The following is a 15,628-nucleotide window of genomic DNA, read 5'->3' as shown; positions in this document are numbered from 1 at the left end:
CCGGCCGCCCGGTGGGTGGCCGGGCCTTCCGGCCGTCCCGGCGCGGCGCGGGACGGGACGGGACGGCGCGGGACGGCACGGAACGGGGCTGCGGTCAGGGGCAGTTCTCGTCGATCTTGTACTGGAGGGCCCTGGGGTAGTCGTGCCGGCTGAGCCGGACCCGGGCCAGGACCGGGGCGCGGTTGAGGTCGTCGGCGGGGTCGGCGAGGGCGGCGAGGAGGGCGTCGAGTTCGGCGTGGGTGGTGAGGTCGACGCCGCGCATCGGGTCCTTCTCGGTGCCGAAGACCTCCGCCAGCTTCTCGTAGCGCCACGGGTGCAGCACGTTGTAGAAGTCGGCCCCGTCGTCGGACGGCCGGGGCCGGCCCCGGTAGTAGCAGGGGCTGACCAGCATCTGTTCGATGCCGTAGAAGCCCTCGTTGTCGAGGACGAAGACCACCGGCCGCAGGTGGTGCCGGACGTGGGTGGAGAGTTCCTGGCAGGTCTCCTGGAACGAGCCGTCGCCGACGAAGACCAGCGGGCGTTTGGGCGGCTGCTGGCGGCCGAGTGCCACGCCGGTGGCCGCGCCGACGGAGTAGCCGATGGACAGCCAGCTGTTCTGCGCCAGGTAGCCGGCCCGTTCGGTGATCCGCAGGTTCATCGAGCCGAGCAGGGCGAACGCCGCGTCCGAGACCACCGTGAAGGGCGAGGGGGCCTGCGGGTCGCCGCCGGTGGCCTGGTGCTCCAGGAAGTGGTTGACGCGTGCGAAGAAGCTGTCGTAGGTGAGTTCGGTCCGGTCCGGGTGTTCGGAGGTCAGCGAGTCGAGGAAGTCGGCGGTGCTGGCCGGGACGTCCAGGCCGGCCGCGCGGGCCAGCGCGAAGTGGTCGGCGGGGAACGTCCGGCCCGCCAGGGCGGCCCGCAGCGCCGGGACGAAGCGGCCGAGTTGGACGTCCGGGAAGTACAGGGCGCCGACGCTGACGCCGCCGCGGGCCGCCACGATCCAGTCGTCGCCGATGGACTGCTCGCCGTTGAGGTTCTTGGAGGTGGACCAGGTGCCCAGGCCGATCCGGCAGCCCGCGTTCTTGAAGGTGGCGCGGATCTCCGGCAGGCTCGCCTTGCCGTTGTAGACGCCGGCGAACCGCGGGTGCCGTTCGGACACCACGGACTTGGCGCCGACCGTGGTGCAGAACTGCATCTCGGTGGCCTCCACGAACTCCAGCAGTTCCTGTTCCAGCCGTCCGCGCACGAGTTCCTCGCCCGCCCAGACGATCGGCGTGCCGAACTTCGTGATCAGCTCGACCGCCGCCGCGACGGCCTTCTCCAGGATGTCCCGGTTCCGTGCGGTGAACGGCCGCTGGTGGGCCCGGAGCAGTCCCTCCGGGGCGTCGCAGGGGGCGTGCCAGAGGTCCTCCATGACCTCCAGGTAGACCGGTTTGCGCTCGGTCAGGCAGGCGGTGATCGCGCTGTCGATCTGCGAGGGCGCCAGGCCCGGGTTGGAGAGGACCTGCGCGTCGGCGGTGACCTGGCGGTAGACCTCCAGGTTGCTCTCCCGGCGCGGGCTCATGTGGGTGGTGAGCAGGCCCACCGCCTGGAAGTTGAGCCACTGCTCGTAGGACGGCGCCCCGTTGATCGCGATCAGCGGGACGTCCTCGACGTACGCGCCGCCGACCGCGTTGAGCAGGTTGAACGCGCCCACGCTGTACGTCACCGCCACGGCGGCGACGCCCTGTTCGGGCTGGTCGGCGTCGGCGTCGGCGAGCCGCACCCGGGCGTAGGCGTCGGCGGCGCAGCCGGCTCCCAGCTCGGTGGGGGTGCCGACCCAGCGGACCGCGGTGGTCTCCTGCATGACCGTCAGGAAGGGGCCGAGCAGGTCGCCCGGCACGCCGAAGACGTGGCGGATGCCCAACTGTTCGAGCCTGGTGGCCAGGTAGCGGCCGACCGTCCATTCGTTGGCGCTGTTCATCGGTGCGGTTCCTCCTCGGGTGCCGGCGGGGCCGGTCACCTGCCGCCACCGGCCCGACACCCAACGTAACCGGCTGGTCGCGCCCGCCGCCAACGGGCTTCGGCCTTCCGGCGGGCGGATCGTGTGCCGTCGAACGAATCTCCGGCGCCCCGCCCGCGAAGCGCCGACGGGCCCGGTCGCTCCCCGCGCGGGGAGCGACCGGGCCCGTCCGCCGGAACGGCTACCGGAACCGCTAGCCGACCGAGGAGTACGCGATGATGCCGCGCCGCATGCCGTCGACCGCCTTGCGGGCGGTCTTGCGCAGCTCGGTGTTGTCGCCGGCGGCGTCCTGGATCTGGCCGAGGACGTCGATCAGCTGCTTGGTCCAGCGGACGAAGTCGCCGGCGGGCATGTCGGCGTCGCGCAGGACGGCGTCGAGGTCGTGGCCGAGGGCCCAGCGGTAGGCGGTCCAGGCGAAGCCGAGGTCGGGTTCGCGCTGACCGACGCCCTCGGCGGTGGAGATCTTGTGCTGCTCCTCCAGGTCGTCGAGCCGGCTCCAGATCCGGACCATCTTGCCGAGCGCCTCCTTGGCGCCGCCCTCGGGGACGCGCGGGGCGGTGGCGTCGTCGGACTGGCGGGCCTCGTAGACCAGCGCGGAGGCGCAGGCGGCGAGTTCGGCGGCGGCGAGGCCGTTCCAGACGCCCTCGCGGATGCACTCGGAGGCGAGCAGGTCGAGTTCGCCGTAGAGCCGGGCGAGGCGCTTGCCGTCGTCGGTGACGGTGTCGGCGCTGAGGTAGCCGAGGTCGGCGAGCAGGCCGCAGACCCGGTCGAAGGTGCGGGCGATGGTGTGGGTGCGCGAGCGCATCCGGCGTTCGAGGAGTTCGGTGTCCCGGTGCAGGCGGTGGTAGCGCTCGGACCAGCGGGCGTGGTCCTCGCGCTCGTCGCAGCCGTGGCAGGGGTGCTGGCGCAGGGCGGTGCGCAGCCGGCTGATCTCGGGGTCGTCGGCGGCGGCGGCCCGGCCCTTGCGGTAGCGCTCGGGTTCGAGGTGGCCGGCCTTGGTGCGCAGCGCGGAGGCGAGGTCGCGGCGGGACTGCGGACTGCGCGGGTTGAAGGACTTGGGGATCCGCATCCGGTCCACCGCGGCGACCGGGTACGGGAAGTCGATCATCGCGAGGCGCTTGACCTGGCGTTCGGCGGTGAGCACGACCGGGCGCGGCCCGTCCTGGAAGTCGGGGTGCCGGTGGTGGCCGCTGCGGCCGCTGCGGCTGTCCGGCGGCAGGCCGGGGTCGAGGACCAGCGCGAGGCCGGCGAACTTGCCGGTCGGGACGTGGATGATGTCGCCGGGCCTGAGCTGCTCGATCGCCTCGACGGCGGCGTTGCGGCGCTGGCTGGAGCCCTCGCGGGCGAGCGCGTTCTCGCGGTCCTTGAGGTCGCGGCGCAGCGCCATGTACTCGTCGAAGTCGCCGAGGTGGCAGGTCATCGACTCGCGGTAGCCGTCCAGGCCCTCCTCGTTGCGCTGCACCTGGCGGGCGATGCCGACGACCGAGCGGTCGGCCTGGAACTGCGCGAAGGAGGTCTCCAGCAGTTCGCGGGAGCGGTGCCGCCCGAACTGGCCGACCAGGTTGACGGCCATGTTGTACGAGGGGCGGAAGGACGACTTGAGCGGGTAGGTGCGGGTGCCGGCCAGGCCGGCCAGCGCCTCCGGGTCGAGGCCGCGCTGCCACAGCACGACGGCGTGGCCCTCGATGTCGATGCCGCGGCGGCCGGCCCGGCCGGTGAGCTGGGTGTACTCGCCGGGGGTGATGTCGGCGTGGGTCTCGCCGTTCCACTTGACCAGCTTCTCCATGACCACCGAGCGGGCGGGCATGTTGATGCCGAGGGCGAGCGTCTCGGTGGCGAAGACCGCCTTGACCAGGCCCTGGACGAACAGCTCCTCGACGACCTCCTTGAACCGGGGCAGCATGCCGGCGTGGTGGGCGGCGATGCCGCGCTCCAGGCCGTCCAGCCACTCGTAGTAGCCGAGGACGTGCAGGTCCTCGTCGGGGATGTCGCGGCAGCGCTCCTCGACGAACTGGCGGACCTTGAAGCGGTCGGCGTCCCGGTTCAGCCGCAGGCCGGAGTGGAGGCACTGCTGGACGGCGGCCTCGCAGCCGGCCCGGCTGAAGATGAAGGTGATCGCGGGCAGCAGGCCCTCGGCGTCCAGCCGGTCGATCACGTCGACCCGGCTGGGCGTCCAGACCCGGCCGGGGCGGCCGGCGGGCATCGAGCGGCCCCGGCCGCGGGCGAACCTGTCCCGGCCGCGGTCGGCCTCCGAGCGGGCCAGCCGGACCAGCTCGGGGTTGACGGCCTTGGCCGGGTTCTTCAGGCTGCCCTTGGGGCGGCCGTCCCGGTCGGGGCTGGCGAACAGGTCGTACATCCGGTTGCCGGCCATCACGTGCTGCCAGAGCGGGACGGGCCGGTGCTCGGAGACGATCACCTCGGTGCCGCCGCGGACGGTGTCCAGCCAGTCGCCGAACTCCTCGGCGTTGGAGACGGTCGCGGAGAGCGAGACCAGCGTGACCGACTCGGGGAGGTGGATGATGACCTCCTCCCAGACGGCGCCGCGGAACCGGTCGGCGAGGTAGTGCACCTCGTCCATCACCACGTAGCCGAGGCCGTCGAGGGCGCTGGAGCCCGCGTACAGCATGTTGCGCAGGACCTCGGTGGTCATCACGACGACCGGCGCGTCCCCGTTGACCGAGTTGTCGCCGGTGAGCAGGCCGACCTTGGCCTGGCCGTAGCGCTTGACCAGGTCGCCGTACTTCTGGTTCGACAGCGCCTTGATCGGCGTGGTGTAGAAGCACTTGCGGCCGCCGGCCAGCGCCAGGTGGACGGCGAACTCGCCGACGATGGTCTTGCCGGAGCCGGTCGGGGCGGCGACCAGCACGCCCTTGCCCTCCTCCAGCGTGCGGCAGGCGCGGAGCTGGAAGTCGTCCAGCGGGAAGTCGTACAGCTCCCGGAAGCCGTGCAGGGCGGTGGCCTGCTCCCTGGCGCGCTCGCGCGCGGCGGCGTACCGCTCGGCGGGGCTGAGCCCCTCCTCGGCCTCCGCCTCGGCGCGGGCGGCGGCGGCGCGGGCCGCGGGGTCGAGCTGCTCTTCGGGCGCGGGGTTGGTGGGCACTGGCGTCACCTGTTCTTCCCGTGAGTGTGGCCGGACGAGAACGCAGACGGCGACGCCTGCGGCTGCGGGGCCGTGGCCCGGAGGGGCGACGGGGCGCAGCGGGTGCGTGGGGTGTGGTGATCGAGCATCTCAGCCTGAGATTACCCGTCTGGAGTGACATCAACATCAGACTTTCCCGGCAGTTCCGCGCTGGCATGCGCAGGTCAGCGGGCGGGCGGCGGGGGTTCCGCGGGACCGGCCGTGGGGCTGGCCGCGGGCCGGCGGGAAAACCGGGTGACGGTCGAACGGGTGTGCCGCTAGCGTCCTGCCGTGGCCAAGTTGAACCAGATCATCGCCGTGGAAAAAGGCGTCAAGTCGAAGTCGTTCCAGGAGCTGACGCAGTCCCACCAGGACCTGCAGAAGGCCCCGCTGCTGGCGGGCCTGTCCCGGACGTACCAGCCGAAGGACGAGGAGGGCGAGCAGCTGCCCCCCGAGTCGACCAGGGTGCAGGTCAAGGCGGAGGACGTGCTGCGGACGACGGCGGCGACGCTGACCCGGCTGTTCGACGTGACCGCCACCAAGGACTGGGCGAACACCGAGGCCCGGGCCGACGTGGTCGTCGACGGGCGGACGCTGGTGGCCGGCGCCCCGGTGACCTACCTGCTGTTCCTGGAGAAGCAGCTCACCGACCTGCGGACGTTCGTCCGCAAGCTCCCGGTGCTGGACGCCGCCGAGTCCTGGTCGCTGGACCCCTCGACGGACGCGTGGAAGACCGAGGCGGTGCGGACGATCCGCACCCGCAAGGTGCCGCGCAACCACGTCAAGGCGGAGGCGACCGAGAAGCACCCGGCGCAGGTCGAGGTGTACTACGAGGACGTGCCGGTCGGGTACTGGACGACGGTCAAGTTCTCCGGCGCGCTGCCCGCGCGGCGGGTGAACGAGCTGCTGGAGCGGGTGGAGAAGCTCCAGCAGGCCGTGCAGTTCGCCCGCGAGGAGGCGAACGGCGCGGAGGTCACCGACCGCCGGGTCGGCGACGCCTTCTTCGGCTACCTGTTCGGGTAGCCCCATGATCGCCCCGGGTGAGACCGGGGTGGCGCGAAGAGCGCAAGCTGACACTCAGGCTCGAAGCTGACTTCGGGGAACGGTGGGGGTTCGAATCCCTCCCCCGGCACCACGTGCCGGGGTGGCCCAACCGGTAGAGGCACCCCGTCAGACTCAGACTCTCGCTCACGTCTCAGCATTCGCCGCCGAGCGCCGGATCGACCGGACGGGGCCAATAGCGTCAGATGGGGGTTCGACTCCCTCCTGCGCCTCTCCATGGCGCGGTAGCTTCAATGGTAAAGCGAACGCTTTGAGCATGATCGCCGTCCTTAAACGTGCCGGCGCATAACAATTGGGTGGCACACAGGGGCCCGGGAGCCGGATAGCGCTCCCGGGCCCCGTCACGTTCCCCGGGCACCGCCGCAGGAATCGCGTACGCGTGAACTGTTCACATCCTGAGTTGCAAATGTCTTCATGTGGTCAGCGAAGCAGTGCACAACGATCGCGGTGCGGCCAGAAACGAAGTATTTCGATCAACACTCGGCCGCAGAGCGATCCCGTTCCTACAGTCGTGCCGAACCGATCACAGCCAGGACAGGAGACACGGCGATGGCGAACCTCGAAACCTCGCTCAAGGAAGCCATGACCATCGAAGGCGCCATCGGGGTCGCCCTGGTGGACTACGGCAGCGGCATGGCGCTCGGCACCCTCGGGGACGGCGGCGAGATCGACCTGAACGTCGCCGCGGCCGCCAACACCGACCTCGTCCGTGCCAAGATGCGGGCGATGGAAATGCTCAACCTCCACGACGACGGCATCGAGGACATCCTGGTCACCCTGACCGGCCAGTACCACCTGATCCGGCCGCTCACCACGTCCAGCGGACGCGGCCTGTTCCTGTACCTCGCGCTCAACCGCAGCCGGTCCAACCTCGCGATGGCCCGGCACCAGTTGAAGCGGATCGAGTCGACGCTGGAGGTCTGAGCGCGGGACGGCGGCCCGCGCGCCGCCGGAAAGGGGAGGAAGCATGCCCGTACCGCTGTACCAGGCCAAGGCCGAGTTCTTCCGGATGCTCGGCCACCCGGTCCGGATCCGAGTCCTCGAACTGCTCCAGGCCGGCCCGACCCCGGTGCGCGACCTGCTGCCCGAGCTGGACGTCGAACCGTCCAGCCTCTCCCAGCAGCTCGCCATCCTGCGCCGCTCCGGCCTGGTCACCGCCACCCGCGAGGGCTCCACCGTGGTCTACGCCCTGGCCGGCGCCGACGTCGCCGAACTGCTCCGGACCGCCCGGCGCATCCTCACCGAACTGCTCGCCGACCAGGGCATGCTCCTCGAGGAACTCCGCGCCGCGCACTGACCCGGCACCCCACGTGACCCGGCCCCGCCAGCGGGCGCCAACCCGCGCGGCCGGGTCCGCCCCGCGGCCGGGCGCCAACCCGCCCACGGGAAACCCACCGCGCAGCGCCACACCACCCCGCTGCGCGGTGGCCCCTCCCCCACCCAGCGGGAACACCCCCTACCGAGCCGTCCCGCCAACACCGCCCCGAGCCTCGCCCCCGCGCAGCGGCAAGCACAGCCCAGCGAAGCAGCCCCGCGCAGCGGGCGGCGGGCGGCGGGCGGCGGGCGGTTCCCGTGTGGCGTTCCGGCCCCGCCGGCGAGGCGTCAGCGGGTGATGAGCCGGGCCAGCCCGTCCGCGAGTCGCACGTACTCCTCGGGGCGGTTGTAGAGCTGGGCGCTGATCCGGAGGATGCCGCCGCCCTGCCAGGGGCGGACGGCGATGCGGGTGTTGAGGGCTTTGCGGACGGCGACCATCAGGGCTTTCGCGGCGTGTTCCTGTTCGGCGACGCCGGGCGGGAGGCGGACGGCGCGCATGCCGAGGCCGGGGACTTCGGGGAGGGCGCGCAGGCCGGCGCGTTCGACGAGCATCCGGCGTCCGTGGGCGGCGAGCCGGTCGTTGTGGTCGCGGAGTTGTTCGGCGCCGATCCGCTTGAGGAGGTCGAAGCCGGCGGGGGCGGCGAGCCAGGGGGTGTAGTCGAAGGTGCCGCGCCATTCGACGCGCCAGGGGAAGCCGCGGTCGTGTTCCCAGGAGAACATCAGCGGGCGGACCCGGGGCCGCCAGGGCCGGTCGATGGCAAGGACGGCGGCGGCGCGCGGGGCGAAGGCCCACTTGTGGAGGTTGCCGACCCAGAAGTCGGCGCCGCCGGCCGCGCCGCCGAGGTCGACGGGGAGGGCGCCGGGGGCGTGGGCGGCGTCGACGATGGTGATGATGCCGCGGGAGCGGAGTTCGGCGAGCAGGGCGGGCGAGGCGATGGTGCGGGCGGTGGGTGAGGTGATCAGGTCGAGGACGGCGACCTTGGTGCGCGGGGTGACGGCGGCCAGGACGCGTTCGGCGACGGCGGCGTCGTCGGGGGCGTGCGGGGAGATCCGGACGCAGCGGACCACGGCGCCGGCTTCGGCGGCGCGGCGCTCGGCGGCGCGGGTGACGACGCCGTAGCCGTGGTCGGTGACCAGGATCTGGTCGCGTTCGTCGAGCGGGACGGTGTCGAGGGCGATGGCGACGCCCTCGGTGACGTTGGTGATCAGGGCGAGCCGTCCGGGGTCGCCGCCGAGGGCGGTGGCGACTTCGGCGCGGGCCCGGCCGATCCGGTCGGGGGCTTCGAGGAAGAAGCCGTCCGGGTCGCGTTCCATGTCGGCGCGGAGTTTGGCCTGGTAGCGCTGGACCGGGACGGGGACGGCGCCGTAGGAGCCGTGGTTGAGGTGGGCGCTGCCCGGGTCGAGGGTGAACAGGGTGCTGCTGCCGCGCAGCGGCGAGAGGTGCTCGACGCCTTCGGTGTCCGGTGGGCCCGGGTGTGCCGGTGTCGTGCGCGGGTTCCCCGGGTTCTTCATCTCCACCCTCCAAATGCTGTGTGACATTTCACACTGCATACTTCTAGCCGAACGGGGGCCAACACGGCAACCATCGGCGGGTGACTCACACCGACCCCTACCTCGCGCTGAGCGCCGCCACCGGCCGTTTCAGCTACGGTGCCCCCCGCGCCGTCACTCTCGCGTCCGACGCGAGCCGCGCCCTCTTCCTGCGCTCCACCGGCTCCACCGACCCGGTCGAGCGCCTCTGGCTGTACGACCTGGCCACCGGCCGGGAGCAGCTGGTCGCCGACCCGCTGGTGATCGCCCCGGAGCGCACCGGCGACGCCTCGGCGCTGCCGCCGCTGGAGCGCCGGCTGCGCGAGCGGATCCGGCTGTGGGCCCCGGGCATCGGCTCGTTCGCGGCCACCGGCGACCTCGCGCAGGCCGTCTTCGCCCTGGACGGCCGGATCTTCCGGTGCGACACCGCGACCGGCACCAGCACCGAACTCCCGGTGGTGGCACCGGCGTTCGACCCCCGTCCGAACGCCGACGGCTCGGTCGTGGCGTACGTCGCGGACGGCGCGCTGCACCTGACCCCGGGCGGCCGGGTCAGCCCGGAGGACGGCGCGCTGTGGGGCGTCGCCGAGTTCGCCGCCCAGGAGGAGCTGGGCCGGCTGCGCGGCCACTGGTGGGCGCCGGACGGCACCGCCCTGCTGGCCGCCCGGGTGGACGAGTCCGCGCTGCCGCTGCGGCACTTCGCCGACCCGGCGCACCCGGAGCTGGCCCCCGAGTCCTTCGCCTACCCGCAGGCCGGCGGCCCGAACGCGGACGTCCAGCTCTGGGTGCTGCGCCCGGGCGGCGCCTCGACCCGGCTGGTCTGGGACACCGAGCTGTTCCCGTACGTGATGGCGGCCGGCTGGGAGGGCGACGGCGAGATCCTGCTGACCGTCGCGGACCGGCTGCAGCAGAACGTGCTGCTGCTGACCGCCGACCCGGCGACCGGCGGGACCCGCGAACTGAGCCGCACCGAGGACGAGTTCTGGGTCGACCCGCTGCCCGGCACGCCGCTGCGGCTGGCCGACGGCCGGGTGCTGACCTCCTCGGACACCCCGGCGGCCCGCGGCGTCGCGCTGGACGGCAAGATCCTCACCGACGAGCGGCTCCAGGTGCGCCGGGTGGTCGGCCCGTGGCGCGACGGCCGGCTGCTGATCGAGGCGGGCGACGGCGACCCGGCCGACCAGCACGTCTTCCTGCTCGACCCGAACACCGGGGCGCTGGAGAAGCTGACCGAGGGCGCGGGCGTGCACGGCGTCGCCGCCCACGCCGAGGACGTGCTGCTGCTCACCTCCGCCTCGCTGGACGGCATCCGCCGCGAGCTGCGGACCGCCGCGGGCAGCACCGACTTCCCCGACCTGGCGGCCGAGCTCCCGTACCGCCCCCGGCCGCAGCTGGCCCGGGTGACCGACCTCGGGCTGCCGACCGCGGTGCTGTACCCGCGCGGCCACCGCGGCGGCAGCAAGCTGCCGGTGCTGCTGGACGTGTACGGCGGCCCGGGCTTCCAGGTGATCGCCAACGAGCCGCGCCGCTGGCAGCTCAAGCAGTGGTGGGCCGACCAGGGCTTCGCCGTGGTGACGGTCGACAACCGGGGCACCCCGTTCGTCTCGCCGGACTTCACCCGGGCGATCTTCCGCCGCTTCTCGCAGGTCGCGATCGACGACCAGGTGGCCGCCCTGCAGGCGCTCGGCGCCGTCCACCCGGACCTCGACCTGGAGCGGGTCGGCGTGCGCGGCTGGTCGTACGGCGGCTACTTCGCGGCGCTCGCCGTGCTGCGCCGCCCGGACGTCTTCCACGCGGCCAGCGCGGGCGCCCCGCCCACCGACTTCCGGCTGTACGACACCGCGTACACCGAGCGGTACCTGGGCCTGCCGCAGGAGAACCCCGAGGGCTACGCGGCGGACTGCCTGATCGACGACGCGCCGGCGCTGACCCGTCCGCTGCTGCTGATCCACGGCCTGGCGGACGACAACGTGCACCCCTCGCACACCCTGCTGCTCTCCGAGGCGCTGACCCGGGCCGGGCGGGCGCACAGCGTGCTGCCGCTGCCGGGGACCAGCCACATGCTGCCGGACGGCGGCCTGGAGCGGGTCGCCGAGCAGGAACTCGAATTCCTGCGCAGGGAGTTGGGTGCCACCCCTTCCCTGTAGTGGATGACATGTGAAATATTACCGGCCATCCGTTTATCCACCCTTTAGAGGAGCGGGTCACTTGCGCAGGCTTCCCACAGCCCTCATGGCTGCGCTGACCACCAGTGCGATAGCACTGACCATCACCCCCGCCTTTGCCCAACCCTCCAAGCCCTCCGTCGAGTTGACGGCACAGCAGGGCGCGGACGGCAAGGAGGCCCCGCCCTCCCCGCTGCCGCCGCAGGAGAAGGCCCGGCAGGCCCTCAAGGCCCAGGCCCTGGAGCAGGTCAACCAGGGCAAGGTCGCCAAGGACGGAAAGTCGGCGCCGGCCAAGGTCAAGGTCGGCAACGACTACGTCCAGCTGGCCAACAAGCGCACCGACAAGGTGTTCGTGATCCTGGCGCAGTTCGGCGACCAGGTCGACAACACCACCCAGTACAACGGCCAGGCCCGCTACGGCGGCACCCCGGGCCCGAAGCACAACGCGATCCCGCAGCCGGACAGGAGCGACACGCACACCTACTGGGAGAGCGACTTCAGTCGCGACTACTACCAGAAGATGTTCTTCGACTCGACGCCCGGCGCGAACTCGATGCGCAACTTCTACCAGACCCAGTCCTCGGGTCGGTACGACATCCAGGGCACCGTCACCGACTGGGTGACCGTGCCGTGGAACGAGGCCCGCTACGGCTCCAACAAGGGCCCGCAGGGCGGCGGCGCGTGGACCCAGACCCAGGAGTTCATCCGGGACGCCACCAAGGCCTGGTACGACGGCGAGATCGCCAAGGGCCGCACCGCGGCGGACGTCAAGGCGGAACTGGCGCAGTACGACACCCAGGACCGCTACGACTACGACAAGGACGGCAACTTCGACGAGCCGGACGGCTACATCGACAACCTGGTCGTCGTCCACGCCGGCGTCGACGAGACCTGGGGCGGCGGCGCGCAGGGCGGCGACGCCCTGTGGGCGCACCGCAGCTGGGCCTTCTCCGACCCGACCGGCCAGACCGGCCCGACCGGCAACAGGATCGGCGGCGTCCCGCTGGGCGACTCCGGCCTCTACGCCTACGACTACGTGCAGGCGGGCGAGAACAGCGGCGTCGGCCTCTTCTCGCACGAGTACGGCCACAACCTCGGCCTGCCCGACCTGTACCCGACCAGCGGCGGCGACAACTCCGTCAGCTTCTGGTCGCTGATGTCCTCCGCCTCGTACCTGGGCAAGGGCAAGAACACCACCGGCGAGTACCCGGGCGACCTGGACGCCTGGAGCAAGCTGCAGATGGGCTGGCTCGACTACGACGAGGCCCAGGCCGCCACCCGCTCCAGCCACACCCTCGGCGTCAGCGGCTACAACACCGACCAGGCGCAGGCCGTCCTGGTGCACCTGCCGCCGAGCACCACCACCACCTCGCTGGCCACCCCGTTCGAGGGCGGCAAGCAGTGGTGGAGCGACACCGGCGACAACATGGACGCCGCGCTCTCCCGCACCGTCGACCTGACCGGCGCCACCGGCTCGGCCTCGCTCGACGCGGCGACCTGGTACGACATCGAGCAGGACTACGACTTCCTCTCGGTGGAGGCGTCCACCGACGGCGGCAAGACCTGGGCGGCGCTGCACGGCACCGTCGACGGCCAGCCGATCGGCGACACCACCGGGCTGACCCCCGGACTGAGCGGCACCTCCAACGCCTGGCGGCAGCTGCACATCCCGCTCGACGCCTACCTCGGCAAGAGCGTGCAGGTGCGCTTCCACGTCACCTCCGACTCCAACACCCACGGCAAGGGCGTGCTGGTCGACGCGGTCAAGCTGACCGCCGACGGCTCGGTGCTGCTGAGCGACGGCGCGGAGAACGGTGACAACGGCTGGGCCAAGGTCGGCTTCTCGATCATCCAGGGCAAGGACGCCGTCAAGGAGCACCCGCGGGCGTACCTGGTGGAGAACCGCCGCTACGCCGGCTACGGCGCCTTCCTGAAGACCGGCCCGTACAACTTCGGCTACTCGGGCGTCACGGGCAAGAGCAACGTGATCGACACCTACCCGTACCAGGAGGGTGTCCTGGTCTGGCTGTGGGACACCGCCTACGAGAACAACAACACGATCGAGCACCTGGGCGGCGGTCTGATCCTGCCGGTGGACGCGCACCCGCAGGCGCAGCGGTTCGCCGACGGGTCGGTCACCAACGGGCGGTCGCAGCCGTACGACGCGACCTTCTCGCTGAAGCCGACCACCTCGTTCACCCTGCACAAGGCCGGCGTGGCCACCGTGGTGCCGTCCAAGCCGGCGGTGCCCGCGTTCAACGACCACACCGGGGTGTACACCGACCCGGCGATCCCGCAGCTCGGGGTGAAGGTGCCGGACACCAACACCAAGATCGAGGTCGTCCGGGAGACCCAGGGCGGCAAGCTCACCACGATCAAGGTGGGTCCGGCCTCCTGACCGGAGCCTGATCCGCGGAGATCCGCAGGACCCGGTGGCCGGCAGCTTGTAAAGCGTTCTTTCTAAAGCTAGCTTTAGAACATGAGCGACGAGCTGTCGGCCATCCGGCTCACCGACCCGCGCGCCCTGCGCGCCTACGCCCATCCGACCCGGATGGCCCTGGTGGGCCTGCTCCGCCTGCACGGGCCGCTGACCGCGACCCGGGCGGCGGAGCTGCTCGGCACCGAATCGGTGGCGAGCTGCTCCTTCCACCTGCGCCAGCTCGCCAAGTACGGCCTGGTGGAAGAGGCGGGCGGCGGACGCGGCCGGGAGAAACCCTGGCGGGCGACCGCCGCCTTCACCAGTTGGGACGCCTCCCCCGCCGACCCCGAGCAGGCCGCCGCCACCGAGGCCCTGCAACGCGCCGTCCTGGACGGCTACCTCGCCCGCGCCACCGACTGGCTGCTGCACCGCGGCGCGGACGGCGCCGAGTGGCGCGAGGCCGCCGGCTTCGGCGACACCGCCGTCCTGGTCACCGCCGCCGAGCTCGCCGAACTCGACGCCCGCGTCGAGGAGTTGCTCCGCCCCTACGTGGAGCGGCTGACCGCCCCCGGCCCGCGCCCCGAGGGCGCCCGCACCGTCCAACTGGTCCGGCTCGCGCTGCCCACCGACCGTCCGGCGACCGACCGCCCGGCCGGGGAAGCGCCGTGACCGCCACCGCGACCGCCCCGGACGCCGACGCCGACGTCCGCCCGGCCGGCGCCCGCCCGGCCGGCGCCCTCCGCCGCCGGATACCCGAGCTGCTGCGCGACCCGGCGTTCCGCCGCTACTGGACCGGGCAGACCGTCTCCTCGCTCGGCGACCAGATCACCCTGCTGGTGATCCCGCTGATCGCGGTCTCGGTGCTGCACGCCGACGCCGCCCGGATGGGCTACCTCTCCGCCGCCGGCTACCTCCCCTACCTGCTGCTCTCGCTGCACGCGGGCGGCTGGGCCGACCGCTACGGGCGCCGCCGCCGGGTGATGATCGCCACCGACCTGGGCCGCGCCGCCGCCCTGCTGACCGTCCCGCTGGCGTACGCCGCCGGGGTGCTGACGCTGGTCCAGCTGTACGCGGTGGTGCTGGCCGTCGGCGTGCTGTCGGTGTTCTTCAACGTCTGCAACCCGCCGCTGTTCGTCGCCCTGGTGCCCGCCGAGCACTACCTGCGCGGCAACGCGCTGATCAACGGCAGCCGGGCCGCGACCTACGTGGCCGGGCCCGGGCTCGGCGGCCTGCTGGTCCAACTGCTGGCCGCGCCGCTGGCGCTGGTCGTCGACGCGTTCTCGTTCCTGGTCTCCGCCGTCTTCCTGCGGCGGATCGACCCGGTCGAGCCGCCGCCCGCCGAGCGGGGGCACGGCGGCGCCGCCGAGGGCCTGCGCTGGATCCGGCGGTCCCCGGTGATCCGGGCCACGCTGCTCGGCACCGCCACCGTCAACCTGTTCACCTTCGTCATCGGCGCGTTGTTCGTCCTCTACGCCACCACCGAACTGCGCTTCGGCGCGGGCCTGCTGGGCGCCGTGATGGCCGCCGCCGCGGTCGGCACGCTGCTCGGCGCCGCCGTCACCGGTCGGCTCTCCGACCGGATCGGCGTCGGCCCGGCGCTGCTCTTCGGCCTGGTGCTGTTCCCCGCCCCGCTGCTGCTGTTCCCGCTGGCCGGCGGCTCGGTCGCGGCCTCCGCCGCGCTGCTGTTCGGCGCCGAGTTCCTCTCCGGCGTCGGCGTGATGATCCTCGACATCACGGCCGGCGCGGTCTTCGCCGCCTGCATCCCGGACGCCCTGCGCTCCCGCGTCTCCGGCGCCTACCAGGCCGTCAACTACGGCGTCCGCCCGCTCGGTTCGCTGCTCGGCGGCCTGCTCGGCAGCACCCTGGGCCTGCGCCCCGCCCTCTGGATCGCCGCCGTCGGCGCCACCGCCTCCGGCCTGTGGGTGCTCTTCTCCCCGATCCCCCGGATGCGCGAACTCCCCGTCCAGGACACGGCGGAGAGCCCGGCGGACTGAGCCGCCCGCGCCGCGCCGCCTTCACCACGACACCTCAAAAGCTGCGCACCA

Annotated in this window: 10 protein-coding genes; 7 read left to right on the top strand and 3 right to left on the bottom strand. The window is 72.5% G+C overall.

Features of this window, described 5'->3' with window-relative positions; genetic code table 11:
- Positions 1 to 94: 94 nt before the first annotated feature.
- Positions 95 to 1,939 (bottom strand): alpha-keto acid decarboxylase family protein, encoded by a 1,845-nt coding sequence (locus KSE_RS33225; protein WP_014139775.1) that lies wholly within the window; start codon positions 1,937 to 1,939, stop codon positions 95 to 97.
- Positions 1,940 to 2,171: 232 nt separating this feature from the next.
- Positions 2,172 to 5,075, bottom strand: a complete 2,904-nt coding sequence (locus tag KSE_RS33220; protein WP_014139774.1) for a DEAD/DEAH box helicase — start codon at positions 5,073 to 5,075, stop codon at positions 2,172 to 2,174.
- A gap of 309 nt (positions 5,076 to 5,384) precedes the next feature.
- On the opposite strand from KSE_RS33220, the gene KSE_RS33215 reads away from it, so the two are divergent.
- The 3 genes from KSE_RS33215 (at position 5,385) to KSE_RS33205 (ending at position 7,452) form a co-directional block, all read left to right on the top strand.
- Positions 5,385 to 6,116 carry a DUF7873 family protein gene (locus tag KSE_RS33215; RefSeq protein WP_014139773.1) on the top strand — a complete coding sequence of 244 codons (732 nt, stop codon included), beginning with the start codon at positions 5,385 to 5,387 and terminating at the stop codon, positions 6,114 to 6,116.
- Positions 6,117 to 6,704: 588 nt separating this feature from the next.
- Complete coding sequence (locus tag KSE_RS33210; RefSeq protein WP_014139772.1) at positions 6,705 to 7,079, top strand: hypothetical protein; 375 nt, start codon at positions 6,705 to 6,707, stop codon at positions 7,077 to 7,079.
- A gap of 43 nt (positions 7,080 to 7,122) precedes the next feature.
- A complete protein-coding gene (locus tag KSE_RS33205) occupies positions 7,123 to 7,452 on the top strand; it encodes an ArsR/SmtB family transcription factor (RefSeq protein ID WP_014139771.1) in 330 nt (109 codons plus the stop codon).
- A gap of 305 nt (positions 7,453 to 7,757) precedes the next feature.
- Here the strand turns inward: KSE_RS33205 and KSE_RS33200 are convergent, their stop codons facing one another.
- Positions 7,758 to 8,981 (bottom strand): aminotransferase class V-fold PLP-dependent enzyme, encoded by a 1,224-nt coding sequence (locus KSE_RS33200; RefSeq protein ID WP_014139770.1) that lies wholly within the window; start codon positions 8,979 to 8,981, stop codon positions 7,758 to 7,760.
- Positions 8,982 to 9,061: 80 nt separating this feature from the next.
- Between KSE_RS33200 and KSE_RS33195 the strand changes: the two genes are divergently transcribed.
- From KSE_RS33195 to KSE_RS33180, 4 genes are all read left to right on the top strand, one after another.
- The gene (locus KSE_RS33195) at positions 9,062 to 11,146 is read left to right on the top strand and encodes a S9 family peptidase (protein WP_014139769.1); all 2,085 of its coding nucleotides are present in this window, start codon (positions 9,062 to 9,064) and stop codon (positions 11,144 to 11,146) included.
- A gap of 85 nt (positions 11,147 to 11,231) precedes the next feature.
- Positions 11,232 to 13,562 carry an immune inhibitor A domain-containing protein gene (locus tag KSE_RS33190; RefSeq protein ID WP_014139768.1) on the top strand — a complete coding sequence of 777 codons (2,331 nt, stop codon included), beginning with the start codon at positions 11,232 to 11,234 and terminating at the stop codon, positions 13,560 to 13,562.
- A gap of 81 nt (positions 13,563 to 13,643) precedes the next feature.
- A complete protein-coding gene (locus KSE_RS33185) occupies positions 13,644 to 14,252 on the top strand; it encodes a winged helix-turn-helix domain-containing protein (RefSeq protein WP_014139767.1) in 609 nt (202 codons plus the stop codon).
- The gene (locus KSE_RS33180; protein WP_014139766.1) at positions 14,249 to 15,577 is read left to right on the top strand and encodes an MFS transporter; all 1,329 of its coding nucleotides are present in this window, start codon (positions 14,249 to 14,251) and stop codon (positions 15,575 to 15,577) included. Before KSE_RS33185 ends, KSE_RS33180 begins: the two co-directional genes overlap by 4 nt.
- Positions 15,578 to 15,628 lie beyond the last annotated feature (51 nt).

It is taken from the genome of Kitasatospora setae KM-6054 (assembly GCF_000269985.1).
Classification (GTDB): Bacteria; Actinomycetota; Actinomycetes; order Streptomycetales; family Streptomycetaceae; genus Kitasatospora; species Kitasatospora setae.
The sequence above is the reverse complement of the archived record's forward strand: the minus strand, read 5'-3'. Positions and strand labels throughout refer to the sequence as shown.